Here is a 24,472-nt window from a genome sequence, read left to right as displayed (position 1 = left end):
TTGTTCCTCCCTTACTGTCCGTTTAACCATTTTTTAATTACTTTTGCAGTTCCTTCTACATGTTCTTTCGTAGCATCCTGCACTTGTTCATCTAACGTTGGTTCTTTCGGTTCTTCTGGTTCAGGTTTTGGCTCTGGCACTATTTTTTCTTCAGGAATTTCCAAGATACTTTCATTACTTGCAGCAATTTCGTCTTCTGCTAAGTATTCTTCATATTCCTCTTCTTCTTTCTTTCTCTTACGTCTTGCTAATAAGAACCATACTAGACCACCGATTGCTAATAAGCCAGCTGTAATTCCACCGAATAACCACCAGTTCATACCACTTTTTTCTGGCTCTTTCTCTTTTTCGGCTTTCGGCTGATCGAACTGAACAGTTACAACGTTAACTTGACCATTTATAAAGTTACCGTTCGGATCAGCTTGAAGTCCTGCCGCTGTTCCGATTGCTTCTTTAAAAGTTGTCATATCCATTCTACGTTTTACTAACGTATCATTATCTACCCATACAACAACATTTGTTTTCGTTAATTCTGGGTGTTTCTTAATTGTTTCAACTGTTTTATCTATTTCATAGTTTTCGATTTTGTTACCATTTTTATTATCATAGACAACTTTACCATTTTGATTATTGTTCGTACCGTAGTTTGGCACTTCACCGTTCGCTGTAATACCAGCACCTTGCTTCGTATCTGCCCCTTCTTGCGCAGTAGAGCTTTCCTCTTGCTCTTGTTTACTACGAAGTACACCTTTATCACCATACTTTTCTGACTGACGTGTAACTTCATCGTAGTTTACAGATACTTTCGTATTCACTTTATATTCATTCGGTTTAAACATCGTCATTAACGTTGCATCAATATCTTGCTTTAATTTACCTTCAAGTTGATGCTGCATCTCTACTTCTTTCTCATAAGAAGAAGAACTACTAGAATGTGCTTCATCTGTCCCTTTTGAGATAACACCTTTTTTACTATCAATAACGCTTACTTCTTCTGCCTTCACGCCAGGAACTGCTGCACTAATCATTTGCTGTATACCTGCAACTTGATCAGCTGTTAACAATTGGCCACGCTTCACTCCAACCGTAATCGCCGCTGTTCCTTTTGCTTTTTCTTCATCAAAAATTGTCTCTTTTTCAGGCAATGTAATTTGAACATTTGCCGTTTCAACTGTCGCAAAGTTTCTTACAATATCTTGCTCCAATTGCTTCTTCGTACCGACAATTTGCTTCATTTTTTTATCTTGCTCACTTGAACCGAGCGAGCTTTCTAATAAAATTTCCTCACCGCTTTTAGAATTAAACGGTAAGCCCATCCCATTCATTTCTTTTCGAACCCATGGAGCATCATTCTTTTGCACACGAATCGAACCATCGGCCGCTAATTGATAATCGACACCTAACTTCGATAATTCTGCTGTAATCTCTTGTTTATCTGTATCATTTAAATTTTGATATACAACAACATATTTATCTGGCAAGGTGAAGTATAAAAGTGCTCCTGTTACAATCGCTAAAAGCGCAGCACCAATTACTAACTTATGCCACGTTTTTAACGATTGGATAACATTTTTCATCTTTTCCATTTAAACACACCCGTCCACTTTCCTAAATTTGCATATTAATTAGTGACTTATAATTTTCAATAAGATTATCACGTACGAGAGCAGCCGTTTTCATTTGAGACTCAGCTTTCTTTTGCTGAATTAAAACGTCATGTGTTTCTCCTACCCCTTTAGTTAGTAAATCATATACTGCTGTTTGCGCATTGTTTTGCGTTTGATTCATATCTTCCAATAAATCAATAAACTTTTTCCCCTCAACTACAGATGTTTGAGAAGTTTTCGATGCACCAATTGACTGAATTGCTCCAAATGGTTGTGTATTTAACATTGGTTGGATTTTCATATTACTATCTTCCCCCTTATCCTCGGCCGATTTCTAAATCTTTATCAAGCATTTTTTTATTTGCATTTAATACACTCGTATTTGCTTCATACATTTTTTGAGCAACCATAACATTCGTCATTTCAGCAGTTACATCAATATTTGGATAACGTACATATCCTTCTTCATTTGCGTGCGGATGCGTCGGATCATACACTAAATTTTCCGTTTTGTCTGCTTCAATACTTTTTATCTTCACTCCGTTAGTAGGAGCCCCATCTAGCATACTTGCAAAACTATTGTTTGATTCTAGCACCACACTACGACGCTCATATAAATCTGCCCCCGGAGCCGCCGTCGTATTTGCATTTACAATATTGTTAGAAGTAACTTCCATCCACTTTCTCGCTGTCGTTAGTCCTGAGCCACTTGCATTAATTGCCTGAAACATCCGTTGTCTCTCCTTCTACTTTTAACGTCCGCGTGCCGCTTGGTTAATTGCATATTGTGTATTAATTGCGTTAACTGAAATACCGTATAACTGATTTGTTTTCATTAAATCTAGCATTTCTGTCGTTACATCCACACTATTTCCGTCTTTATTCGTTTGCATTGATTTTGTTTGAATCTTTGCATATGTATTTTTCGTATTTACTGTCGGCAAGTGCATTTCATTCGTTTGATATAAATCTGGATTGCTCTTTAAATCAGCCGCATTGTTTTTATATAATGCACTACTTTTATTCATCTGCTCAGCAAATGTTACATCTTGTGCTTTATAGCCAGGTGTATTCGCATTTGCAATATTACTAGAAACAGTATTTCGTTTCGTCACTAAATAATTCATATAATGGCTTACATCACTCACTAAATCTGGCATATTCCACACCCTTCCTTTTCTAACGTAATGATCCACTGATAGAAGTTTCACTTCATTATTTATTTTCTTATATGCGTTTATTAAAATATTTACTATTATGTACCCTTACATATTTTATTCCATTTTTTCATTATTGTCTTTAGAAAAATACAAAAATATAAAAAAGAATGCAAAAAAACTGTATACACATAGTAATCTATAGAACATTTCAATATATAAACTACAAACTAAAGTCCATTTTTCTATTATTTAGATTACTATTATTTTTTCATCACAGTCATAAAATGAAACCTCAATCAGCGGATTTCTTTATGTAAACGAAGGAATAGATCCCCTTTTAAAAGGGGGATCTGCTTCCAGACGTTATTATTAATATTTACCGTAAAATGAATTAGCCTTCATTCGCCCATCATTTGTCATAATCATTTCTTCCAAAATCTTTTGCTTATCTCGAATATGCTGAGCTGCCTTAATAATGAATGGGCTTACTTCTGCTGCAACTTGCGCACGCGTTTCTTCATCCAATGTCATCATCCAGCGATTTAACATCTCACTCTTCTCAGCAAACTCTCTGTCTGACACTTGCAATTCACCGATTTCATTAAAACAGCTGACAAACGTCCGATAAATATCATTGTTCATTTTCAAGTGCTCCGCGGTAACCGTCTATTAAATCTTGTAACACTTTCACAATTGCATCAATATCTTTCGCTTCACGCGTTACTTTCATCGTTTGAATTTGAATGCTAATCCAGTCATATAAACCATATAGACTATCATATAAATCTTTCGTAATCTCAGGATTTAATTGCAGCTTTAGTTCTTCAAAAATACGTTCTAATTTTTCAAGAAGTGCGTCCCCTTCTTGTAGTTTAAAAGTATGTAAAAGTTCTTCTAAATTACGAAACTCTACAATACATCTTTCATAAATAAAAATTGTATTTTTAATCGGATTACTCGTCATAATATCATTTTGCATATAACGTTGCCATGCTTGCATACGATCACTTCCTCAACTTTCATTAATCATCACTTTTTTGTTTTGTCATTGCTTTAATTGTTTTTAGTTGGCTATCAAGCGCCGCCAATGTACTTTCTAGCTTTTGATACTTCTTCACAATTTCATCTTGCTTTTGCAAGTTTTGCGTTTCAATATCTTTAATCTTTTTATCTAAATCACTTACACGTGAATCAATGTTTTTTACTCTCTCGCCGACTACACCTTTATCACCGAATAGTTTATCAAGCGGTTCTTCCATCATTTTTCCTAAACCGTTAGAACTAAAGAAAAATTGCTTCGCTGCATCTGGCTTCTCTTTTAATGCTTTCGTTAACTTTTCGTCATCAACTTCCATCGTTCCATCTTGCTTTAATTGAATACCAAATGTGAATAAATAATTACCATCTTGAGAAAATGTTACGACATTGTTCATCGCTTGACGTACACTTTGCATAATAGCTTGACCTTGGAAAGCTCCACCTTTTCCAGCAAAGATATCTACTGTAGAAACAGCTTTGTTATAATCAGCTACCATTTTTTTAATAACATTCGATGCATCTGTTACGTTTGAGTCATTTACTGTAAATTTCAGATCTATACCTTTTGTTTTTGGATCTGTTGTTGTACCAGCATCTGGCGCTCCTTCTACTTTCGGCTCAGTTACCTTTAATAATTCAATTTTCACACCTGGAAGAGCTTCAATTGTATTCGTAGAACTTTCATCTGTAATACCATTAATACTATATTTAGCATTTTGTGCTTCATTGATTGTATTAAGCGCTACGCCATCCGCATTAGCTAAACCAATATCTTGAAATAGTGTAGATGTGTTCCCCTCAAACTTAATTACTCCATCTGTTCCTTCTTTTTTCGAGGTCATGAAAATTTTATTTCCAAGTGTATAAGCTGATACGCCATAATCTCCATCATTAATCTTATTAATTAAATCTTTATATGTCATATCAGTTGTTACTTTTAGTTCTTTACCACCAAGTTTTAATGTTTCATCTTTAGGAAGCTTCGCATTTATATCTTTAATGTCATTTGAAGCTATTTGATGACGCTGTGCAAGCTGTGTAATCGTCATATTAAAAGTTCCTGCAATCGCACCACCATCAGCTTTTACATTAATATAACCGTCTTGTGTTGTCGTTACTTTTTTCTCATTTCCTTTAAAAGCCGCTAAGTTTTTAAAAGTTTGTGTAAAAGAACTAAATTCTGATTTTAAACTTGTATATAGTAGTTTATCATTTGTAAGGTCATTCTTTTCTTTCGTATATGGTGTTTTTCTCATATCTAAAGCATTCATTTCTAATTCGACGAAGTTAGAAGTATCGATCATATTATTTCCGAGGTTCCAAATTTGTTGTCTACCACCAATACCTGTCATCGTTGTTCCTGCCATTTTTCTCACTCCTTATAGATTACATGTAGTCTAAAATACTCGTTTTACTCATCGTACTAACCGCTTTAAGCGTCGCTTCATACGTTGCATTTATATATGCCAAGTCAGAAATTGCGACCGCTAAATCAACATCCTCAATTTCTTTACGGTTTTCTTGAAGCGCTAAATTTTGCTCACTTAAAATTGTTTTAAACGTCTCCATTGTGTTCATTGTTGAACCAACTTCAGTTGTACGGTTAATGATGCCATCTAAGTTTTTCTTATTTTCTCCTAATAACGGTTGTAACGCTTTTTGGTCACCTTTTTGCATCGCTTCGCTCATCTGTTTTAACGTTTTTATAACCGGTGATAATAATGCTTCTCCGTTACGAAATGCCTTTAATTCATAACCATCATTTAATTGCCAGTTCACATCATTTTTTCCGCCCTGGTACGTACCATCTTCTGTAAATGGTGGATTCTCTGCACTATCACCACCGAAAATATAACGGCCTTGCTCTTTCGTATTCGCTAAATATACAACTTGTTTTAAAATTTGATCAATCTCTGCACCAATGGCTTTCAATTCTTTTTCACCATTTGGCTCATTTAATGCCTGTACCGTTAATTGATCTGCTCTCGTTAAAGATTTAAAAATACCTTGTAAAGTATTTTCAGTTTGTGTTAATACATTTTTTGAGTCAGCTAAATCTTTCTGCATTTGTTCAATATTCGCCAATGAATGTTGAATCGCAAATGATTTACTCGCTGCTAGTGGATCTTCACTCATAAGAAGATTTTTCTTCCCTGAAGTTACTTGGTTTCTATGGTATTGTTGTTGCACATTCAAATCCATTAACTGATTCTTTGCCCAGTTTGCATTTTGAAATGTAGATACTCTCATTTCTATCTCCTCCTTATATATTTCCAATCAATTATTATCACTTATCGAATAATCGAAAATAGACTATCAAACACTTCATTCATTGTAGTAATAGCTTTAGAGTTTGCGACGAAATATTTTTGGAAGGCCATTAAATTTACCATTTCCTCTTCCATATTTACACCTTCAATGCTCATTTTTTCTTGTTGAATACCTTCTAGTAAGTCGCCATGAATTTTTTGATAACCATTTACTGCACTTTTATCAGATGCAACACGAACTATAAATTGATCTAATGCTTGTTTATAAGAAAGACCTTCTTTATAATCGTCCTCTGTAACTGCTGCTAGTTTATTTGCTGTTTCAGCAGATATTTTCATTTTCGAAATATCTTTTTGGAATTCTGGATTTAACTTCATATCTTTCGCATGATCTCCAACGAAGAAATCTTTTCCCATCACTGTATTCACTTGATTTTTCATCGAACTCATTAAGTCTTCAAGATTTTTTTTATAATCAACTATCTTCGCTTTCGTGTCAATCGCTGATTTTATCGCTCCGCTAGTTACATTGATTTCTGAACCGTAAATCTCAACTGACATTGGGTCTTTTTCTTTATTTAATTGAAGTGGATATGTATCTTGTCCATTTACTGTTAAAATACCATTCATTCTAACACTCGCGATATTAGGATTCATAGATTCATATGATACTTCTATATTTGCATACTTAGACATCTCTGTAACGATGCGATCTCGTTCGTCTAAAAGTTGATTTGGCACTTGTGTACCTGCTTGTCCAATTTTATGATTCGCTTCTGCTAAACTAGCAGCAAGACGATTAAATTCATTAACATGCGCTTCAATATCTTCTGCCGTCTGTGCCTCCACTGTATCTAAGTTTTTCGCAAGACGATTCACTTGACTTGTGAACTTCCCAGTTTCAGAAATTAATGTATCGTAGTAGTTTGGTTGTTCTGGATTTTTCGCCACTTCACGAAAGGCATTAAAGAAACCGTCCATTAAACTAGATAATGAATTCTTTCCTGTCGTTCCAACCATAGACTCTACACGTGATAAAGTCGAATTCATGTAGTTATAGTAAGAGAGCTGAGATAATTGATCATTAAACTGCTTCGTCTTTACCTCATCAGTAATACGGTCAACACCTAGCGTTTGTACACCGTAACCAATTCTCTGTTCTGGCGTATGACCATTGCTTGCTCCAACAGATCCGTAATTCACCATTTGACGCACATAACCCGGTGTATGAATGTTAGACAAGTTTTGTTTCGTTGTTTGTAACCCCATTTGAGCCGCTAACATGCCCGATAGCGGTGTATTATAATCAGATAATCTCATAAAGCTTCACTTCTCCTTTACAATAGTTCGTTCATAAAGATTTGCGAATTATTGTTTCGCTCTAAGTTATATTCAGAAACAGAATCCACAATACTTTCTGTAGTTTTTAATAGTACGTTTAAGTAATATTGATTTTTCAAAAGAATCATTTTTACATTCTCTTCTAATTCAGTTACGTTTTTTTGTAATTCTTCCATTTTTTCAATTTCTTCTTGAGAAAAATACGAAAATAACGCACTTACACGAAACGATTCAACTCCTTGTTCTTTACAGAACTGAACAACCATTTCTTCAAATGAGCTTGATAACCCTTTTAAACCATCAATGTACTGCAATTGCTCTACTTGCAACTTTTGAACTGCATTTACATTTTTATTTTTTAAATTCTCATATATTTGCTCTCCAAGCGCTTGAATATTTTCATACGCTTTTTGAATAATAACGAGTTTTTCATATAATTGTATGTACATATAGCTTCCTTCCTTTTACAAGACTAAATTCACAATTAAACCATGGATTTCTCCAATTTGATTTAACATTTCTAAATGTCCTGTTTTCGTATTAATTAAATTCATCACATCTTCTAATTCATTCAATCCCATTTCTGCCTGTTTCACAATCGTCATTTTCTGTGAATATCCGTAACGTGGGTGACGAGACATGACATCTTTATACTGCAATACATTATCAACGTAAAAATTCAAAAATGATTTTACTGTATTTTTGTATTCCATTACATTATCAAGCGTTAATTCCATTTCAATTTTCTCTTTAATTTCTCCAATATTATCGACAAACGCTTCCATTTGTTCTAGTAATTTATCTTTTTTCGGATCTGCATGCAAATTATCCGAAAATGCAAGTCCTGTCCTGACATTTGCTTCTTTCGGCATTTGAGTAGCAGGCGGTATATGCGATAAAATTGGATTATGCGAGATAGAACGTAGCATATATATCACCTATTTATTTTTTTATTTCTTCCTAAACTTAATCGTAAAATCCAGTTATTTATAATTATACTCTGAACAGTAATATTTTGCAGTTATTTTTTATAAAAGATATGTTACAATTTAGCATGAGGTGGCACAATTCTATGAATAGTTTCCTTTGTGGTTCAAATCAATTAACAGCATTAGATCAAGAAGAAATTAAAAAATTTTTAACTGACTATGCTCACAAACATAAAATTTACATATTATGTTATAAATCTATTGAAAATGAGGTTCTTCGTTTTTTCGTTGAGAATGAAAGACTCGCTCAAAATTTATGCCTTTACACGCTGCAACCATTGCAAGCAATAACAGATGAATTTCAAGAAGTCGTTGATTACTTAAAAAAACACGGAGCCGAATATGTTGCTTTTGATCATCCTTCTGACTCCATTTACCGATCAGATTATATGTTTTTTGTTAAACAAATTATTGAAGACACTGATTTAGTTCTCTGTTTTTATAATGGGGACAAACATACATCTGTCATCCCTGTCGATGTTGCAAAAGAAGCAGGTATTGATGCTGTCATTTATGATTTACCAGGATTACATGAAAAGCAAATGAAAAAAAGCTTTGAACAAAAAATTCGTATGATGTAAAGGGGGAGGCACAATATCATTATTGTGCCCATTGTAAATATGATAATTGAACAAGATTATGATCATTTTATCGCGAGTTTTAAACAACAATTCAATATGGATATCGCTTCTTATAAACAAGATAGAATGCGCCGTAGAATCGATGCTTTCATTTCGAGAAAAGGCTTCGAAAACTACACTAATTTTTTAAACAAATTACGCGCTGATCAAAATTTATTTTTAAATTTTATTGACTATATTACAATTAACGTTTCAGAGTTTTTTAGAAATAAAGAGCGCTGGCAAACTTTAGAGTCGAAAGCACTACCAAAATTACTCGAACAAAATAGCGGAAAATTAAAGGTATGGAGTGCCGCTTGCGCTGCTGGTGAAGAACCGTACACACTCTCTTTAATTTTATCAAAGCATCTAGCTCCATTTCGTTTTGAAATTCAAGCAACAGATCTTGATTTTCATATTTTAGAAACCGCAAAACGCGGTCAATATACAGAACGTTCTCTGAAGGAATTACCTAATGATTTGAAAGAACGTCATTTCACAAAAGAGAATGATATATATTCATTGCATCAAAACATTAAACAAAACGTTACGTTCAAACAGCACGACCTTTTAATGCAGTCGTTCGATACAAATTATGATTTGATTATTTGTCGTAACGTAATGATTTATTTTACAGAAGAAGCAAGAGTAAAACTTTATGAAAAATTTAGTCGTTCTTTACGAAAAGGCGGTGTACTATTTGTTGGTAGTACGGAACAAATTTTAACACCCGAACGTTATAATCTTCAGCGATTTGATACATTCTTCTACGAAAAAATATAAAAGAGGTCGTCACAATGGAGTGACGACCTTTTTACATAACTCGAATTAAAATAATACCGACAATCCATATAAATAGAAAAAGAAACGTCATAGACCATTTATGTTCTTGCACCGTATGTTTCAACGCCTGTGACAATTGTGTCATGTTCATTTCCGCAAGCGCTCTCCATACACTTACATCCCGATCTTTAGCAATACGGTCTGTAACGCTAATTAAAATTGTTTCGTTAGACAGTTTCGTTATATAAGCAGTAATAACCGTTACCATCAAATTTATATTTCCTTCTGAAGAATCACTTTCCACTCTAGAGATAAGTGCACTCACATCTAGTAACGGAATATGTACTTTTCTACCAAATGATAGTTGTACTTCAGCGAAATCATATGTTCCATCTAACAAAGGAAGTTCTTTTATATGCGCCTGCTTAACAAGCCCTTGTAGGCTTCTAATTACTTGTTCAAATATTTTTTCTGTTTGCTTACCTTCTCCAGATAACGTGTGTAACTTTTTAAAAAGTTGTAACACTGTATCCATCTCTTTAGAAAGCATTTCCTTCATAATCTTTCCATCACTTAAACTTGCAAGTAAAATACCTATTTCATTATTTTTCGAAATAATTTTAGACTGTCCAGTAAACACTAAATTGCTACGCTTTCGTTCTTTCTGGATTTCATGCTCCGAAATAGCTGCAGGCTGTTTTAATGGTTGTAACGCCTTATCTTCAATTGTCGTACGTTTAATCTCCATTTAAGCGCCTCCACTACTATGAAATAATTAGCCCCATTCTTTATTACTCTTTAAAACTAAAAACAGTACGAATAAACCTGACATGATAGTAAACACATCAGAAGCTTGCACTCCCTGTTCACCTTTTTCTTCTTTCTTGTCTTTCGGTTCTTCTTTTTGTTCTTTCTTTTTAGAGGCAACTTGATTGTTATTTTTCTCTTTTTGGTCCTTCCCCTTATGTACTTCCTTGTTGTCTTCGAACGGCTCTTTTATAACGTAAGTAAATTCCTCTTTCTCTTTCAACGGTTCTTTTATAAACTTATTTACTATCTCATCTTGCTTCGGAATTTGAACAACTGGCAAATTTTCTTCTGGAAGCGGGTTTTTGACTTTCGAATCTTCTTGTTTCTCATTTTCTTTCTTATCTTCTAATTCATTTTCTAGTTTATTATCTAATTTTTCTTCTTTTTCTTTCTCTTCTATCTTTTTATCATCTTCGTTTTTTGGCACCAAAACAGAGATGGTATATTCACTTTCCTCAACAAGTTTATTACCTGCTGCATCTATTATCTCTACAAGTAATTCGTATGGCCCAGCCGGCAATGCTTCTGTTATTTCAAATACTTTTTGCCAATCCATATCATGCTTGTTGTAGTCTAATAAAAACGAAAGCTCTTTATTTTCTTTCCCTTTTAATGTAACGCGCACTTCTTTTACAACCGATTCTATATCTGACGCTTTTACTCGTAGATGTATAGAATCTCCCTGTTTTCGTTCAACTAAGTTCTCTTTTACTTCATCAATAGTAACTTTCTGTAACTTTGGCAATTCTTTATCTATAGTTGGCGTTTCATTTTTAATCCGAATGAGTGGGACTTTTACTTCATTTTTTACGAGCTCTTCTTTCTCATTCTCTTTGTAACTTTGAACAAGCTGAAGATTCCAATCACCTTGCAAATCAAAATCCCCTGCTTTATAGTTAGCAACCCAGCTCTTCGTTTCTTCATCATACTCAAAAGATAACATTCTTTCTTGCGCATATTGCTCGCCATTTTTTTGTAACTGCAATATACCTTTCATACTTTGAATGTTTTTCCCATTTGGTTCTACAGCAATTCGCACCTCTTCGCCAACTTTAAGCTCCAGCTTATTTACTGTAATAATTCCCTGTTCTGTTTCTATCTTTCTTTCACTCAATTGTTTATTTGCTACTTCTTGTTGTTCTGCTTCTTTTTGTTTCTCTTCTTTTTGTTTCTCTTCATCTTGTTTCGTTTCCACTTGCTCTGGCGGTTCTTGAGATTCCTTATTTTCTTCTTGTACATTCACTTCATTTATTTTTTGATCTGGCTCAATTTGTTCCTCAGCCTGACTTTGCAAGGGGAAGAACAAGCACACATGTATGCATAGCCAACTCATTAGAAAAAACTTTACGTTTTTCATCTACTAGTTCAAACTCCTATTTCAATGCCTTATAGTGATTTCGTCACTTTTACTCCGAAAAATCCATCTACATTTACAAGTTCACCATACGCCACTAATACATCATTTACATAAATACGAATTGGTTCATCAATATCCTCATCTAGTACAACTGCTTCATTTTCTTGTAAACTTAATATATCTTGAATCGTTTTCACTGTACTTCCAAATACAAATTTCACGTTCATTTCTACATTTTGTAGAATGGACGTGTCCATATATACTGGTTCCATTTGTTTTACTTCTTTAAATTCAATAGGTTGCACAACTGGTTCTACAATTTTTTCTTCTTCAATTTCTTCTGTGGCAATCTCTTCTTCTTCCACCATTGGATACAGAAGTCGCCTTACCATTTCTTTCGCTTCAGAAATTGGCAAAATTTGATACATTTTCGATTGAAGCAGATCACCAATTTCAAGATTGAACGTAATTTGAACGAGTTCGTCCACTTCCATTGACTCTCCCAAATACTCCATTTCTTCTTTTAACGTTACAAATTTAACATTTGGCGGCGTCATGTCCATTTTTTCTTGGAACATTTCTGACATCGCCGTAGCAGCGTGACCCATCATTTGGTTCATTATTTCTTTAATACCGCTCAGTTCTAATTCAGTAAGCTCTTTTTCCGGATCAACTTCACCTGTTCCCATCATCATTAAATCTACCATTGTTAAGGCGACATCTTTCGTAAATACGAATACATTCTCATTCTTTAGCCCTTCAACAAAGTCAACATTTAAAATAACAAATGGCACTGGTACTCCATCATAATGACGAACATTGATTGCTTCCACATTTGGTGTACTAATTGTAACTGGCTGATTTAAAAGCGTTGACAATACTGTTGAAGCGGAACCAATTGAAATATTTGCAATTTCACCAAGCACATCTTTCTCTTCTTGTGTTAAATGCTCTTTTTCAACTTCTTCTACAATCTCAGTTTCCACTACTTCTGCTGGCTCATCTTTTTCTTCTACTCCACCAGATAATTGCATTAATTTATTTACCATTTGTTTCGCATGCTCAACTGAAACAATTTGTACAAGTTTAGAGTTTACAAGATTATCTATCTTTAAATCAAACGACACTTTAACAATCGTATGATTCCCATCGATTTCAGAGATTTTTTCCATTTCTTCTGATAACTTTACAACATTAATCGTCGGCGGAGACATATCTACTGTATCTTGGAAGAATTCCGACATAGATGTAGCTGCGAATCCCATCATTTGATTCATCGCTTCTTGTACAGCACTTAGTTCTAATTCACCAAGTTCTTTTCCATCCTCCACTTCACCTGTTCCCATCATCATTAAATCAGCAATGGACAATGCAACATCTTGTTTAAGAACAAGAAGATTTTCCATATCTAATCCTTTTGTAAAATGAATGTTTAATACAACATGTGGAACTTCGACATCTCTTGAATCATATAAATCTACCAACTCTATGCGAGGAGCAGTAATGCTTACTTGCCTATTTAAAATCGTTGATAATACAGTCGAAGCTGAACCAAATGATATATTTGCAATTTCGCCAAGAATATCGCATTCTTGAGGCGTTAAATGCTCATTTTCTTTTTCTAGCACAATCGTGCTCGTATCCCCTTTTGTGTGTTGCTCAGGCATTTTCCCTGCCTCCTCATTTCTGTTTTTCTATCAAATAATATAAACTCTCATTTGATTTTAGCAAACTTATTATATAAAACGTTAATATGTATGTATTCCCATTATTAGATTAGTAACGATTAGCCAAAAAGCTCCCCAATTGTATACAAGTGGGGAGCTTTCCTTCATTCCTATTATAAACCTTCTGGGTTTAAAATGAGGACCACTCGTCCATCACCGAGAATCGTCGCACCAGAGAAATAGTTAGAACTCTCTGCAAAGAAGTCACCTAATGACTTTAAGACTATTTCTCTTTGACCGATAATTGTGTTTACAATAAGTCCATAGCTGCGATGTGTATTACGAACAATTAACACAGGAACCATTTGACCATCATATGACGCAAACGCCTCATCTACTGTTTTTTCACCAAATACAGTACTTAAATGTTTCACTTCAATAATTTGATTACGATAATTTAACACATCTTTTCCTTGTAAGGATTGGATGTCTTCTCTCTTAATTCGAATTGCTTCAACGATATTTCCAAGAGGTAAAGCATAACGCTTATCATTCGTTTGAACAAGCATAGATTGAATAATAGATAACGTTAATGGAAGTTCAATTCTAAATGTACTTCCCTTTCCTTCCTCAGAATCAATAATTAAATGTCCACCTAAACTATGAATCGTATGTTTTACAACATCTAATCCAACACCGCGTCCAGAAAGATCTGATACAACTTCAGCTGTACTAAATCCCGGTTGGAAAATAAGATCAAACACTTCACGATCTGTTAATCTATTCGCATCCGCTTCAGTTACAACGCCATTTTTAATCGCTTTTTCTAATACTTTCCCTTTATTAATACCGTTTCCATCATCCGTAATTTGAATAACGACATGATTTCCACTATGAAAGGCTTCTAATTTAATCGTACCTGTCTCATTTTTACCTGCATCACGTCGTTTTTCAACAGTTTCAACACCGTGATCGATTGCATTTCGAATTAAATGAACGAGCGGATCGCCGATTTCATCAATAACAATTTTATCTACTTCAGTATCTTCACCTGTAATTTGTAAATCGATTTTTTTCCCTAAATCTTTCGCTAACATACGTACCATACGCGGGAAACGATTGAACACAGTTTCAATCGGCACCATACGCATATTTAATAGTACATTTTGAATATCTTTTGAAATATCGCCTAATCGATTTAAATGTTCAATTAGCTCCTTGTTTTGAATTATTTGAGCCAATTCATCAATGCGCCCACGTTCAATTACACTTTCTTCAAACATATTCATTAATCTTTCGATTTTCTCTAATTGAACACGAATTGAACGATTCTCCACTTTAGCATTTTTCGTTTTTGTAGTACTTTTAGCTGGCATAGTACTTGAAGGTTGATTCGTTGCCTCTATCGGTGATTTTACTTGCGTAACCACAGCAGGTTGTAGCTTTTCTTCTACTTGCACAACTTCTTTTGTCACGACTTTTTTAGAAGCAACTTCCTTCGATATAGGTTCTCCTTGCTTTACTTCCACTTTCTCAATTTCAGAAACATGAAGTACTACTTGTTTCAACTCTTCTATACTACAATCCGTATCCATAAATACTGTAAATTCAAATCCGAAAGCATCTGCTTCAATTTCTTCAATACTCGGAGCTGTTTTTTGTATATTCCCTACATTTTGCAATGCTTCAATACACATAATGGCACGTACTGCTTTTAAAATCGCTTGCTGTTCAACTGTTATATGCACTTCATGCGAAACTCCATCATCGGTGTCTATATGATTTTGCTCTATATGTTCCGTAGGAGTTTCTACATTACCGTTCAATAATGCTTCTAATTTCTGTTTAGTTGAGGCTACATCAATATTGCCCATTCCACCTTGTTGCACATCTGCAACCATCTTCTCCAAATTATCAATGCACTCAAAAATCACATCAATAATATCCGCATTTACAACTATATTTCCATGACGAATTTCATCTAACACATTTTCCATCTTATGCGTTAAATCAGCCATTTCCGTAAATTCCATGCTCGCAGACATACCTTTGAATGTATGAGCGGATCGGAATATTTCTCCTACAACATCCATATCAGCAGGATTTTGTTCTAACACTAGCACATTTTCATTTAGCGACTGTAAATGTTCTTCTGACTCTTCGAAAAATATATTTAATAGATCTGTTTGCATTTTTATCCCCTACCTGTCTAACAAACATTTCATTTATGTATAACAATTTAGTGTTTTACAATGAGAAAAAAGGGGGCCACACGTCGATCCGCTATCACTGTTTTGATTCCTTGTGGCACCCCTTCTATATTAACTATTTGCTACTTTTGTTAAAGCTTCAATTACACGATCCGCTTGGAATGGCTTTACAATAAAGTCTTTTGCCCCGCCCTTAATTGCATCTAATACCATACCTTGTTGTCCCATTGCAGAACAAATAACAACCTTTGCACTTGAATCAATTTTAATAATTTCTTTTAATGCTTCAAGCCCGTCCATTTCTGGCATAGTAATATCTAATGTTACAATATCAGGTTGAAGTTCTTTATACTTTTGAATTGCTTCTACCCCATTCTCTGCTTCGCCGATAACTTCAAATTCAGCATTACTTTTTAATAAGTTTTTAATCATCGTTCGCATAAACATCGCATCGTCTACTACTAAAATTTTATGTGCCATTCTTTTTAATTCTCTCCTTCTATGTATAAATATATCTTAATATTTCACCTTATCATTCTCACTCATTATACAAAATAAAATGATAAAATTTAATATTTTTTTAAAAGAATTTTCGTATTTTTATTATTTTATTATTAAAATAATAATATACTACTCTTTTATATAAATAACAACGCGACGGTTTTTTTCCCAGTTTTGCGGTGAATCATTTGGTACAATTGGCTTTGTGTCTGCATATCCTACTGCAGCTAGCCTTTTATCATCCACATTATACACTTCAATTAAATGGTGAATCATATTTGCCGCTCGTGCTGAAGATAACTCCCAATTAGAAGGGAATTTCTCGTTATGAATAGGTCTACTATCTGTATGTCCCTCTACAACAATTGGGTTAGGTACGGATTGAAAAAATCCAACTAATTGACTTATTATCCCTTTCGCTTCGGGCTTAACGTTCGCATCGCCTGTATCAAATATTAAATTATCTACTATAACGACGCTTACCCCTGTATCCTCTCGATATACATTCACTTGACTAATACCGTTATTATCTACATACGCTTTCAACTTCTTATATAATTCATCCATTCTCTTTTTTGAGATCATTTTTTCATCATTTTTTTCATGTGAAATATCTGGTATTGTATTTTCCATTACTTTTGCATCTACTTGCCCCGTATCACTAAACTTTTCAAGCATCTTTGACAATTTTACTGCATCTTGCTTTGATGTAGCAACTAGTAATACGAAGAAAGTTAATAATAACATCGTTAAATCTGTAAAAGTCGTCATCCAACGAGGCGATCCCTTTTGCGGTCCTTTACTCATCATACCACTCCTTGAAATATTAGGCTGCTCCTTTTACCTTTTTTACCTTTGTTTCGTATACGTATGTATCCAGTTTCAACTTTAATTTAGAAGGGATTTGTCCGCGATACAATTCTGAAATTGCTTCTATTACAAACTTCTTCTCTGTATATAAATCTTCAATACCACGGTATACTTTTTCCGACAGAGGGATTGCAATCATATTCGCAAGTACAGACCCATATAATGTCGTTAACATCGCAACTGCCATCCCTGTACCAATTTGCGATGTATCTTGTAAGTTTTGGAGCATAATGATAAGACCGATTAACGTACCAATCATTCCCCAAGCTGGAGCAAAATCACCAATTTTATCTAATAATGCCGCTCCTTTTCTTAACTCATACACTTCCGTTTCAATATCTTTCAATAACACTTCTTTTAATTCATCTTCATCGTAACCGCTTAACATTAATCGAATTCCTTTTTGAATAAAAGGATTGTCTACTTGCTCTCCATCAACCTCTAAAGAAAGCAAGCCGTTCTTTTTAGACTTTTTCGAAAAATCAACAAACAAATTCGTTAACTGTTCTAAATCTTCTTCTCTTCTATGTAAAACAGTGAAAATACTTTTCGTATATTTTTTTATTTCTCCAAATCGATATGCCACAACAATTGTCGCTGTTGTTCCCCCTATGACAATTAAAATAGATGAAATATCTAAAAAGTTTTTGAAAGCTTTTATTCCACCGCCGCCAAGCATAATCGCCGCTATCACTATGATGAAACCTACTATAATGCCCACTGGGCTAGAAATATCAAACTTCCTTTTTCTTCTTTGTGGTCTAGCTAATACTTGATTTTTTTCTCCCATATTTCTGCCCTTTCCTTTCCATTTTCATATAACATTTTTTTATTTTAATAATACGTTTTCACATATAACATGTATTATACGCTTATCATCTGTTTATCGCAATATACTCATGAAATTGACACATTTCATTTCTATATTAGAATTATGGTATAAAAACATGAGGAGGCTCACGATGGAACACAACATTTTACAAGTCATTGCATTAGCAGAAAAACTAAAATATGAAATGCGACATAGCTGGCTTTCCAACGGGCGTCAAGAAAGTGTTGCCGAACATACATGGCGTATGTCTCTAATGGCCATTTTAGTTGAACCTTATTTGGATCAAAAAGTAAATATTGAGAAATTACTTAAAATGGTTATTATTCACGACCTAGTCGAAGCCGAAGCTGGTGATATCCCTGCATTTGATACGATGAATAGTCACGAATTACAGCTACAAAAACAAAAAAATGAACTAGAAGCTATTTTAAATATTAAACAAACGTTAACAGGTTCTCTCGGTGAGGAATTATATGACTTATGGATGGAGTTTGAAGCAAAAGAAACGTACGAAGCAAAAGTTGCTAATGCACTCGATAAACTTGAGGTGAAAATCCAGCATAACGAAGCTGATATTGATACGTGGCTACCAATTGAACATAAAATGACATTCCAAGTAGCAAAGCATACAAACTTTGATTCTTTCCTATCTAAATTACAAAAAATTATTGAACAAGATGGAGAAAAGAAGTTAATTGCTGCCGGCATTGATGTTGGGGCATGCAAGCAATAATGAAATAAGACACTCAACAAGAGTGTCTTATTTCATTATTGTTGATATAGCCTGCTTATAAATAAGCTGTTGTTTTCCATCCACTAAAATTAAAACTGTAAATTTATCTACTCCAACAACTTCTCCTACTATTCTAACGCCACTCTTTAAGAAAATTGTAACTGTACCTTTTTCTTCTTTTATTTGTTTATACAATTCTTCCTGTAAATGTTCCAATTACTGTCCTCTCCTTTCTGTGAAACATCTTAATATAAAAAACTATAAATTTTTTATTTATGCACTTTGTCTTTTATATTCATAAACTTATTAATTAGTATATCTAAATCACGACTAAATAACAAAACTTTATCATGATCCAATCCGTGTCTCGCAACAAGTTGAATTAATTCTTTCTTTTTGTTTTCTATTTTATTTTGTAATTGTCCCATCTCCATCTCTATACTAAAACTCCCTTTTCCCATAATATTACTTGTAAAATTATAGTACATATTCTCTCATAAAAAAATAAAAAAATGGTTTTTTTTACAATTTTTTATTTTTCTATGCCTAAATTACGAATCATGTAAAGGTTTATTTACAAATCACTAACATACAATCCTAATGAATCTACAGGCATTTGTCTAATTATAAATGAGACTGGCTCGTTTTCTATACAAAAAACATACTGTATATAGTAGTCCATGAACCATATAGATTAACTTACTAAAAAGGAGGAAAACATATGAGTTATGGTGGAAGTTGCGCTGGTTTCGGCGGTGGATTTGCTTTGCTTATCGTACTATTCATCCTTCTAATCATCATCGGATGTAGCTGTTGGGGTGGCGGCGGATACGGATATTAATATATCCTATCCTTGACAAATGAACTAAAAACTATAGAAAAACAGCTCATATTTGAGCTGTTTTTTTCATACTTTCGTATAAATTTATATCCCTCTTATTTGCGATTTCAACTAGCAACATATTGTTTACTATGGAATAAGAAACATTTTTACTAAGGGGGATTACAATGATTAGAGGTCTTTACGAAGCACATTTACCTGTCCGCAACTTAAAAGTATCAATACCTTTTTATGAATCACTAGGGCTAAAATTATATAAACGAGGAGATAATATTGCTTTCTTTTGGATTAAAGAAAATGAGAGTTGGCTCGGCCTTTGGGAAGGCACAGAATACAAAGTGAATTATCACCCCTCTTTACGACATATCGCCTTTCAAGTAAGTTTACATGATTTAGAAAATGCGATTCATTGGCTAAATCAAAAAGGAATTTCAGCACGAAAAGACTTTGGAATGGAACCAATTGAACCGATTGTTTTTCCGGAATTAGCACATGCAGCCGTATACTTTAACGACCCTGATGGAAATAGTTTAGAATTGATTGCACAATTACCTGTTGGACTTCCTACAGCGGAAAAAGTGTATTTAAGTGAGTGGAAAGAACAAATTCAAACATCGTCATTACATAAGGAGTAATCTATTTATGTCGATTTCTTATTCCACACTTCTTAAAACAAATAAAAACTTCAATAAACTATTTTATGGGCAAACATTAAGTGTACTTGGGGATTGGTTCCATACGGTAGCTTTATTAACATTTGTCTACAGCATAACGGAATCGCCGTTTATGATCGCACTTACTTTTATAAGTAAAAGTTTACCACAGCTTCTTCTTAGTCCATTCATAGGCGGAATTGTAGATCGTTTCTCTAAAAAGAATATTATGATTTTTACCGATATTACACGGGGAATTCTAGTCCTTACATACTTACTCGCAGGCTATAAAATTGAGATTATTTTCATTGCTAATATATGTTTATCTGTACTTGCTTGTTTATTTGAACCGGCTAAACAAGCAACCCTAAAAAATATTGTACACCAAAATCATTTCGTAACTGCTAACTCTCTTTCTAGTACAATTAATGGTTTTATGTCTATTATGGGGGCTTCTTTGGGCGGAGTAATTGCACAATCTTTACATATTGAGTTCGCTTTTTTAGTAAATAGCCTATCATACTTTCTTTCAGCCTATTTTATTTATAATATGAGTATTCCTGCTCATGATACTTGTAACAAGAACAAAGCATTTTTCACTGATATAAAAGGTGGTTATACATACATATTACAAACAAAAATCATTTTAACATTAATTCTTGTCGGCATTTCATGGGGGATTATTGGAGGCGCTTATCAACTACTTCTAACGATCTATGCCGAAAAAATTTTCCATACGAACATTGGGATTTTATATACGGTTCAAGGGGCTGGGCTTATGATAGGAAGCCTTCTCGTTAATCTTTATATATCCCATAATAAAGAAAAAATGAAAAAAGTATTCGGTTGGTCCTACTTATTACAAGGAATTTTCTTTCTCGGATTCATTCTATCCGATCAACTTATTATCGGTATCATTACTTTATTCTGTATGCGTATAGCAGGAGGAATCATCGTTCCACTTGATACGACATTACTTCAAACTTACACACACGAAAATATGATAGGTAAAGTTTTTTCATTCCATTATTCTATTTACGGATCTCTTATTCAGTTATCGATGTTTTTTACAGGAGGGCTGTTAGAAATTCTTTCTCCTCAAATGATTGGCAGTTTATTAGCTATATGTTGTATTTTGTAAGTTTTATATGGCTGTTTTTATTTTATCGCGGGGAATTTAATGAAGAATCTCCTTCTACTTAATAGCATGTTTATAAACATGCTATTTTTATTTATGTCGAAATACAGAGGAAAAAGACGATTTATTTTCCTTACGTTCTAATTTTTTAGAATGTACAATAAATTTAGATTATAAGAAAAGGGGTGCCATAATGTTTGACGATAGACTTACTATTTCAGCTGAGCAGCAGAAGCTCATTTCCAATGCAACTCGCATTCAAATTCTTCACCTTTTAAAAGATGAAGCACTTACTGCAAAACAAGTTGCTACTAAACTAAATAAATCTGCTGGAAGCGTACATTATCACGTTCAAATTTTATATGATGGAGGGTTGCTTGAATTAGTAGAAACGAAGGAAAAACGAGGGATTATTGAAAAATATTATAAAGCAAAAGCTGCTCATTTCTATATTGAAGAAAGCGGCACAGAAGGAACGAATACAGGTAGTCATATTGTATCTCATTTATTTTTAACTCCAGAGGAATTACAACAGCTTACTTGGGAGATTACACAAGTTTTATTACGCTGGGAAAACAAAACCGCTCGTCAATCAAACTCTGAAGAGGAATACGCTATTTCCTGCAGGATTAAAAAACAATGAAAGAAAGGACCATTTATTCATGAAAAATAAATTATTATTATTGTCGGGAACAGGAATTTCTCGTTTAGGTGATTTTATGTATCTCATCGCTCTAAACTTAATGGTGTTAAATAGCACAAACTCACCTGCTGCTGTAGCAGGATTATGGATTGTTGGTCCAATCGCCACTGTTGTTACAAAAATATGGTCTGGTAGTATAGTAGATCGATTAAACAAACGGTCCATTATGCTCATCACAGATATAATTCGAGCAGCTCTCATTGGCTGTATTCCATTATTTGATTCTATTTGGGCCATTTATATGTTCATCTTTTTAACTCGCATCGCTACATCATTTTTCGATCCAGCTTCATTTACTTATAAAACAATGCTCATACGAGCTGAAGAGCGCGCTCAATTTAATGCATGGAATAGCCTATGTACAAACGGGGCTTTTATTATCGGTCCAGCTCTTGCTGGAATACTTCTCACCACGTACTCAGCAGCCTTTGTTATTTACTGCAACTCACTTTCATTTCTACTTTCTACCATTCTCATTTACTTCTTGCCAAACATTACATTACAAACAAAGCAAAACGAAGAAGTTGCAAATACTTTTGTACAAACATTACGAAGTGATTGGAAACAAGTTTTTTCGTTCGCTCGAACAGAAACGTACATTATTCTCATATTCGTTTTATTTCAAGCGACTATGCTTGTTTCTATGGCACTCGATTCACAAGAAGTTGTTTTTACGAGGCAAGTACTGTTTTTAACCGATATAGAATACAGTATGCTTGTTAGTATAACTGGCGCTGCTTACGTTTCCGGTTCATTTCTCGTCTCTCTCTTTGCCAAACGATTACCAATTCAACATTGTATCGGATTAGGTATGATTTTCACAGCAATAGGCTATATAATTTTCGCCTTTTCAAATTCATTTATAGTCGCAGCAGGTGGTTTCATTTTACTTGGTATTTCTTCATCATTTGCTGGTACTGGCTTTATAACATTTTATCAAAATAACATCCCTATATATATGATAGGACGTATCGATAGCGTGTTTGATTCCATAAAAAATTTCATCCAAATCTTTTTCGTTTTAGCAATTGGGGCATCCGCACAATTTCTTTCCGTTCAATTTACTGTAATAAGTAGCTCGTTACTCATTCTTTTCCTTTCCTGTTTATTAGCAATCCGGGTAATGACTCCTTCACGAGAAAAATACTTTAAAACTACAGAATCATCATTAGAATATTAAATGCAACATAAAAAGCGGCTATTTGCCGTGCAGTAAGCCTCCCACTGATTAAAGTTTCACTTTATGTTAAAATATTTATTAAATTTGATTATGTAGGGGGGCTATTTTGGAAATTATATTCATTTTCATATGTATTATATTAGTAGCTTCTATTTTACAAACAAGTACAGGTTTTGGCTTTTCTATTATGGCAACACCTTTCTTACTCATGTTATTTCTACCACAAGAAGCTATACAAATAAATATCATTTTATCATTAATTATTTCCATATCACTCATTTGGAAAATAAGAATAGATATTGATTTTATACTACTGAAAAGATTAATTTTCGGAAGTATAGTTGGTGTTCCTTTTGGCATTTTCATTTTCACTTCCATTAACATCAACACTTTTAAATTAGCAATTAGCATCCTGCTTTTACTATTAACGTTGATGCTAATATGCAACTTTAAGATTAAATCAACAAAATCTAGAGATTTCTTAGTGGGCGGATTATCCGGTCTTTTAACGACAAGTATCGGTATGCCAGGACCACCCCTGTTACTTTACTTTACAGGAACTGATACGAAAAAAGAGAAATTGAGAGCAACTACTTTAGCTTTTTATCTATTTATATATTTCATTAGCCTACTAACTCAAATACTCTTTACTGGCACAAACAAAACAATTTGGGAATCAAGTTTTTACGCTATTCCAATCGTATTTCTAGGTTTGTATATAGGGCAAATTATTTTCAAATGGCTTAATCAACGAATTTTCAAAATATTTACGTACATCCTTTTAAGTTGCACGGGTATGTATCTTCTTATTGAAAGTTTGCATTTATTATAAGTAAGTTTTTCAAAATACAAAATCATAAATAAAATACTAACCAAACGATAAAAAGCGGCTATTATGCCGCTTTTTATTTTCACATTAAATATTTTAAAACTAGAAGCCCAGCTATCGCTATTACAAACACATTGAAAAAAATCATCCAACTTTTTTCGAAATCTTTATATCTCTCTTCTTTCACTCCACATTGTTTTAGCTTTCCAATTAAAACTGTTAATTCTTGATTATACTCTTTACTTCCTAATTGTATATAATTGTTGAGGGTGTTGCAAAACTCATAAATATCCAAAAATGAATGCATAAAGAAACCCGTTTTCCTGGAAGAATGATAGTA

28 protein-coding genes and 2 pseudogenes are annotated in these 24,472 nt (G+C 33.7%); 9 read left to right on the top strand and 21 right to left on the bottom strand.

All coding sequences use genetic code 11. The annotated features are described in order from the left end of the window. Positions 1-11: 11 nt before the first annotated feature. The 11 genes from ACQRBL_RS08025 to ACQRBL_RS07975 form a co-directional block, all read right to left on the bottom strand. A complete protein-coding gene (locus tag ACQRBL_RS08025) occupies positions 12-1,586 on the bottom strand; it encodes a flagellar M-ring protein FliF C-terminal domain-containing protein (RefSeq protein ID WP_000413958.1) in 1,575 nt (524 codons plus the stop codon). Positions 1,587-1,608: 22 nt separating this feature from the next. Then, complete coding sequence (gene fliE / locus ACQRBL_RS08020) at positions 1,609-1,908, bottom strand: flagellar hook-basal body complex protein FliE (protein ID WP_000701684.1); 300 nt, start codon at positions 1,906-1,908, stop codon at positions 1,609-1,611. A 16-nt stretch (positions 1,909-1,924) separates the two neighbouring features. Continuing rightward, the gene (flgC, locus tag ACQRBL_RS08015) at positions 1,925-2,338 is read right to left on the bottom strand and encodes a flagellar basal body rod protein FlgC (protein WP_000484680.1); all 414 of its coding nucleotides are present in this window, start codon (positions 2,336-2,338) and stop codon (positions 1,925-1,927) included. A 21-nt stretch (positions 2,339-2,359) separates the two neighbouring features. Next, a complete protein-coding gene (gene flgB / locus ACQRBL_RS08010) occupies positions 2,360-2,818 on the bottom strand; it encodes a flagellar basal body rod protein FlgB (RefSeq protein ID WP_074789290.1) in 459 nt (152 codons plus the stop codon). Positions 2,819-3,136: 318 nt separating this feature from the next. Continuing rightward, on the bottom strand, positions 3,137-3,409 hold the full coding sequence (locus ACQRBL_RS08005) for a hypothetical protein (protein ID WP_001058088.1): 273 nt from the start codon (positions 3,407-3,409) through the stop codon (positions 3,137-3,139). After that, complete coding sequence (gene fliS, locus ACQRBL_RS08000; RefSeq protein WP_001149516.1) at positions 3,399-3,767, bottom strand: flagellar export chaperone FliS; 369 nt, start codon at positions 3,765-3,767, stop codon at positions 3,399-3,401. The genes ACQRBL_RS08005 and fliS overlap by 11 nt, the downstream gene beginning before the upstream one ends. A 22-nt stretch (positions 3,768-3,789) precedes the next feature. Continuing rightward, a complete protein-coding gene (locus ACQRBL_RS07995; RefSeq protein WP_023521601.1) occupies positions 3,790-5,172 on the bottom strand; it encodes a flagellar hook-associated protein 2 in 1,383 nt (460 codons plus the stop codon). A 19-nt stretch (positions 5,173-5,191) separates the two neighbouring features. Further along, entirely contained in the window at positions 5,192-6,055 is an 864-nt protein-coding gene (locus ACQRBL_RS07990; protein ID WP_023521600.1) for a flagellar hook-associated protein 3, read from the bottom strand. Between the two features lie 41 nt (positions 6,056-6,096). Next, the gene (gene flgK / locus ACQRBL_RS07985; RefSeq protein ID WP_097919823.1) at positions 6,097-7,395 is read right to left on the bottom strand and encodes a flagellar hook-associated protein FlgK; all 1,299 of its coding nucleotides are present in this window, start codon (positions 7,393-7,395) and stop codon (positions 6,097-6,099) included. A gap of 17 nt (positions 7,396-7,412) precedes the next feature. After that, the gene (locus ACQRBL_RS07980) at positions 7,413-7,865 is read right to left on the bottom strand and encodes a hypothetical protein (RefSeq protein ID WP_000275878.1); all 453 of its coding nucleotides are present in this window, start codon (positions 7,863-7,865) and stop codon (positions 7,413-7,415) included. 15 nt (positions 7,866-7,880) lie between these two features. Further along, on the bottom strand, positions 7,881-8,345 hold the full coding sequence (locus tag ACQRBL_RS07975) for a YaaR family protein (protein ID WP_000946323.1): 465 nt from the start codon (positions 8,343-8,345) through the stop codon (positions 7,881-7,883). Positions 8,346-8,488: 143 nt separating this feature from the next. Between ACQRBL_RS07975 and ACQRBL_RS07970 the strand changes: the two genes are divergently transcribed. Together ACQRBL_RS07970 and cheR are read left to right on the top strand one after the other, a co-directional pair. Then, on the top strand, positions 8,489-8,986 hold the full coding sequence (locus ACQRBL_RS07970) for a flagellar motor switch protein FliG (protein ID WP_411996316.1): 498 nt from the start codon (positions 8,489-8,491) through the stop codon (positions 8,984-8,986). A 39-nt stretch (positions 8,987-9,025) separates the two neighbouring features. Then, a complete protein-coding gene (cheR, locus tag ACQRBL_RS07965) occupies positions 9,026-9,808 on the top strand; it encodes a protein-glutamate O-methyltransferase CheR (RefSeq protein ID WP_000582875.1) in 783 nt (260 codons plus the stop codon). Between the two features lie 31 nt (positions 9,809-9,839). On the opposite strand, the gene ACQRBL_RS07960 is transcribed toward cheR, so the two are convergent. The 7 genes from ACQRBL_RS07960 to ACQRBL_RS07930 form a co-directional block, all read right to left on the bottom strand. Continuing rightward, positions 9,840-10,556: a hypothetical protein gene (locus ACQRBL_RS07960; protein WP_016082186.1), complete on the bottom strand. Its 717-nt coding sequence runs from the start codon at positions 10,554-10,556 to the stop codon at positions 9,840-9,842. 27 nt (positions 10,557-10,583) lie between these two features. Beyond that, on the bottom strand, positions 10,584-11,975 hold the full coding sequence (locus ACQRBL_RS07955; protein WP_411996317.1) for a transglycosylase: 1,392 nt from the start codon (positions 11,973-11,975) through the stop codon (positions 10,584-10,586). A gap of 29 nt (positions 11,976-12,004) precedes the next feature. Beyond that, positions 12,005-13,642: a flagellar motor switch protein gene (locus tag ACQRBL_RS07950; protein WP_001115016.1), complete on the bottom strand. Its 1,638-nt coding sequence runs from the start codon at positions 13,640-13,642 to the stop codon at positions 12,005-12,007. A 173-nt stretch (positions 13,643-13,815) separates the two neighbouring features. Continuing rightward, a complete protein-coding gene (locus tag ACQRBL_RS07945) occupies positions 13,816-15,834 on the bottom strand; it encodes a chemotaxis protein CheA (protein WP_078994754.1) in 2,019 nt (672 codons plus the stop codon). Between the two features lie 129 nt (positions 15,835-15,963). Next, complete coding sequence (locus tag ACQRBL_RS07940; protein WP_000940568.1) at positions 15,964-16,332, bottom strand: response regulator; 369 nt, start codon at positions 16,330-16,332, stop codon at positions 15,964-15,966. Between the two features lie 150 nt (positions 16,333-16,482). Further along, a complete protein-coding gene (locus ACQRBL_RS07935) occupies positions 16,483-17,160 on the bottom strand; it encodes an OmpA family protein (protein WP_000033627.1) in 678 nt (225 codons plus the stop codon). 19 nt (positions 17,161-17,179) lie between these two features. Further along, complete coding sequence (locus tag ACQRBL_RS07930) at positions 17,180-18,013, bottom strand: MotA/TolQ/ExbB proton channel family protein (protein ID WP_000504188.1); 834 nt, start codon at positions 18,011-18,013, stop codon at positions 17,180-17,182. Positions 18,014-18,185: 172 nt separating this feature from the next. Between ACQRBL_RS07930 and ACQRBL_RS07925 the strand changes: the two genes are divergently transcribed. After that, the gene (locus ACQRBL_RS07925) at positions 18,186-18,788 is read left to right on the top strand and encodes an HD domain-containing protein (RefSeq protein ID WP_000400767.1); all 603 of its coding nucleotides are present in this window, start codon (positions 18,186-18,188) and stop codon (positions 18,786-18,788) included. Between the two features lie 27 nt (positions 18,789-18,815). Here the strand turns inward: ACQRBL_RS07925 and hfq are convergent, their stop codons facing one another. Next, on the bottom strand, positions 18,816-19,004 hold the full coding sequence (hfq, locus tag ACQRBL_RS07920; RefSeq protein ID WP_000400665.1) for an RNA chaperone Hfq: 189 nt from the start codon (positions 19,002-19,004) through the stop codon (positions 18,816-18,818). Positions 19,005-19,057: 53 nt separating this feature from the next. Beyond that, positions 19,058-19,276: an aspartyl-phosphate phosphatase Spo0E family protein gene (locus ACQRBL_RS07915; RefSeq protein WP_000291691.1), complete on the bottom strand. Its 219-nt coding sequence runs from the start codon at positions 19,274-19,276 to the stop codon at positions 19,058-19,060. Between the two features lie 233 nt (positions 19,277-19,509). Between ACQRBL_RS07915 and ACQRBL_RS07910 the strand changes: the two genes are divergently transcribed. From ACQRBL_RS07910 to ACQRBL_RS07885, 6 genes and pseudogenes are all read left to right on the top strand, one after another. Next, the gene (locus tag ACQRBL_RS07910; RefSeq protein WP_000120179.1) at positions 19,510-19,629 is read left to right on the top strand and encodes a YjcZ family sporulation protein; all 120 of its coding nucleotides are present in this window, start codon (positions 19,510-19,512) and stop codon (positions 19,627-19,629) included. Positions 19,630-19,796: 167 nt separating this feature from the next. Continuing rightward, positions 19,797-20,264: a VOC family protein gene (locus tag ACQRBL_RS07905; protein ID WP_033696135.1), complete on the top strand. Its 468-nt coding sequence runs from the start codon at positions 19,797-19,799 to the stop codon at positions 20,262-20,264. Positions 20,265-20,271: 7 nt separating this feature from the next. Next, positions 20,272-21,485: pseudogene (locus ACQRBL_RS07900) on the top strand (MFS transporter). A 128-nt stretch (positions 21,486-21,613) separates the two neighbouring features. Next, positions 21,614-22,063, top strand: a complete 450-nt coding sequence (locus ACQRBL_RS07895; RefSeq protein ID WP_000459089.1) for an ArsR/SmtB family transcription factor — start codon at positions 21,614-21,616, stop codon at positions 22,061-22,063. A gap of 19 nt (positions 22,064-22,082) precedes the next feature. After that, on the top strand, positions 22,083-23,303 hold the full coding sequence (locus ACQRBL_RS07890; RefSeq protein WP_071730822.1) for an MFS transporter: 1,221 nt from the start codon (positions 22,083-22,085) through the stop codon (positions 23,301-23,303). Between the two features lie 106 nt (positions 23,304-23,409). After that, positions 23,410-24,135: a sulfite exporter TauE/SafE family protein gene (locus ACQRBL_RS07885; RefSeq protein ID WP_000402526.1), complete on the top strand. Its 726-nt coding sequence runs from the start codon at positions 23,410-23,412 to the stop codon at positions 24,133-24,135. A 79-nt stretch (positions 24,136-24,214) separates the two neighbouring features. Here ACQRBL_RS07885 and ACQRBL_RS07880 read toward each other — a convergent pair. Next, positions 24,215-24,472, bottom strand: a pseudogene (locus ACQRBL_RS07880) (hypothetical protein); the annotation flags it as partial.

This window comes from Bacillus sp. AF62, from assembly GCF_050312695.1.
GTDB classification, from domain to species: Bacteria; Bacillota; Bacilli; order Bacillales; family Bacillaceae_G; genus Bacillus_A; species Bacillus_A cereus.
Note: the sequence above shows the minus strand (reverse complement) of the source record. Positions and strands in the feature narration are given on the sequence as shown.

What these genes read in the sequence shown, in the direction of transcription:
- ACQRBL_RS07970 (WP_411996316.1), top strand. Translation starts at nt 8,489, where the DNA reads ATGAATAGTTTCCTTTGTGGTTCAAATCAATTAACAGCATTAGATCAA.
- ACQRBL_RS07955 (WP_411996317.1), bottom strand. Translation starts at nt 11,975, where the DNA reads ATGAAAAACGTAAAGTTTTTTCTAATGAGTTGGCTATGCATACATGTG.
- fliS (WP_001149516.1), bottom strand. Translation starts at nt 3,767, where the DNA reads ATGCAAGCATGGCAACGTTATATGCAAAATGATATTATGACGAGTAAT.
- ACQRBL_RS07910 (WP_000120179.1), top strand. Translation starts at nt 19,510, where the DNA reads ATGAGTTATGGTGGAAGTTGCGCTGGTTTCGGCGGTGGATTTGCTTTG.
- ACQRBL_RS07995 (WP_023521601.1), bottom strand. Translation starts at nt 5,172, where the DNA reads ATGGCAGGAACAACGATGACAGGTATTGGTGGTAGACAACAAATTTGG.
- ACQRBL_RS07990 (WP_023521600.1), bottom strand. Translation starts at nt 6,055, where the DNA reads ATGAGAGTATCTACATTTCAAAATGCAAACTGGGCAAAGAATCAGTTA.
- cheR (WP_000582875.1), top strand. Translation starts at nt 9,026, where the DNA reads ATGATAATTGAACAAGATTATGATCATTTTATCGCGAGTTTTAAACAA.
- ACQRBL_RS07940 (WP_000940568.1), bottom strand. Translation starts at nt 16,332, where the DNA reads ATGGCACATAAAATTTTAGTAGTAGACGATGCGATGTTTATGCGAACG.
- flgC (WP_000484680.1), bottom strand. Translation starts at nt 2,338, where the DNA reads ATGTTTCAGGCAATTAATGCAAGTGGCTCAGGACTAACGACAGCGAGA.
- ACQRBL_RS07895 (WP_000459089.1), top strand. Translation starts at nt 21,614, where the DNA reads ATGTTTGACGATAGACTTACTATTTCAGCTGAGCAGCAGAAGCTCATT.
- ACQRBL_RS07915 (WP_000291691.1), bottom strand. Translation starts at nt 19,276, where the DNA reads ATGTACTATAATTTTACAAGTAATATTATGGGAAAAGGGAGTTTTAGT.
- ACQRBL_RS07925 (WP_000400767.1), top strand. Translation starts at nt 18,186, where the DNA reads ATGGAACACAACATTTTACAAGTCATTGCATTAGCAGAAAAACTAAAA.
- flgK (WP_097919823.1), bottom strand. Translation starts at nt 7,395, where the DNA reads ATGAGATTATCTGATTATAATACACCGCTATCGGGCATGTTAGCGGCT.
- ACQRBL_RS07980 (WP_000275878.1), bottom strand. Translation starts at nt 7,865, where the DNA reads ATGTACATACAATTATATGAAAAACTCGTTATTATTCAAAAAGCGTAT.
- ACQRBL_RS07960 (WP_016082186.1), bottom strand. Translation starts at nt 10,556, where the DNA reads ATGGAGATTAAACGTACGACAATTGAAGATAAGGCGTTACAACCATTA.
- ACQRBL_RS07930 (WP_000504188.1), bottom strand. Translation starts at nt 18,013, where the DNA reads ATGGGAGAAAAAAATCAAGTATTAGCTAGACCACAAAGAAGAAAAAGG.
- ACQRBL_RS08025 (WP_000413958.1), bottom strand. Translation starts at nt 1,586, where the DNA reads ATGGAAAAGATGAAAAATGTTATCCAATCGTTAAAAACGTGGCATAAG.
- ACQRBL_RS07950 (WP_001115016.1), bottom strand. Translation starts at nt 13,642, where the DNA reads ATGCCTGAGCAACACACAAAAGGGGATACGAGCACGATTGTGCTAGAA.
- ACQRBL_RS08005 (WP_001058088.1), bottom strand. Translation starts at nt 3,409, where the DNA reads ATGAACAATGATATTTATCGGACGTTTGTCAGCTGTTTTAATGAAATC.
- ACQRBL_RS07935 (WP_000033627.1), bottom strand. Translation starts at nt 17,160, where the DNA reads ATGAGTAAAGGACCGCAAAAGGGATCGCCTCGTTGGATGACGACTTTT.
- ACQRBL_RS07975 (WP_000946323.1), bottom strand. Translation starts at nt 8,345, where the DNA reads ATGCTACGTTCTATCTCGCATAATCCAATTTTATCGCATATACCGCCT.
- ACQRBL_RS07890 (WP_071730822.1), top strand. Translation starts at nt 22,083, where the DNA reads ATGAAAAATAAATTATTATTATTGTCGGGAACAGGAATTTCTCGTTTA.
- ACQRBL_RS07905 (WP_033696135.1), top strand. Translation starts at nt 19,797, where the DNA reads ATGATTAGAGGTCTTTACGAAGCACATTTACCTGTCCGCAACTTAAAA.
- ACQRBL_RS07945 (WP_078994754.1), bottom strand. Translation starts at nt 15,834, where the DNA reads ATGCAAACAGATCTATTAAATATATTTTTCGAAGAGTCAGAAGAACAT.
- fliE (WP_000701684.1), bottom strand. Translation starts at nt 1,908, where the DNA reads ATGAAAATCCAACCAATGTTAAATACACAACCATTTGGAGCAATTCAG.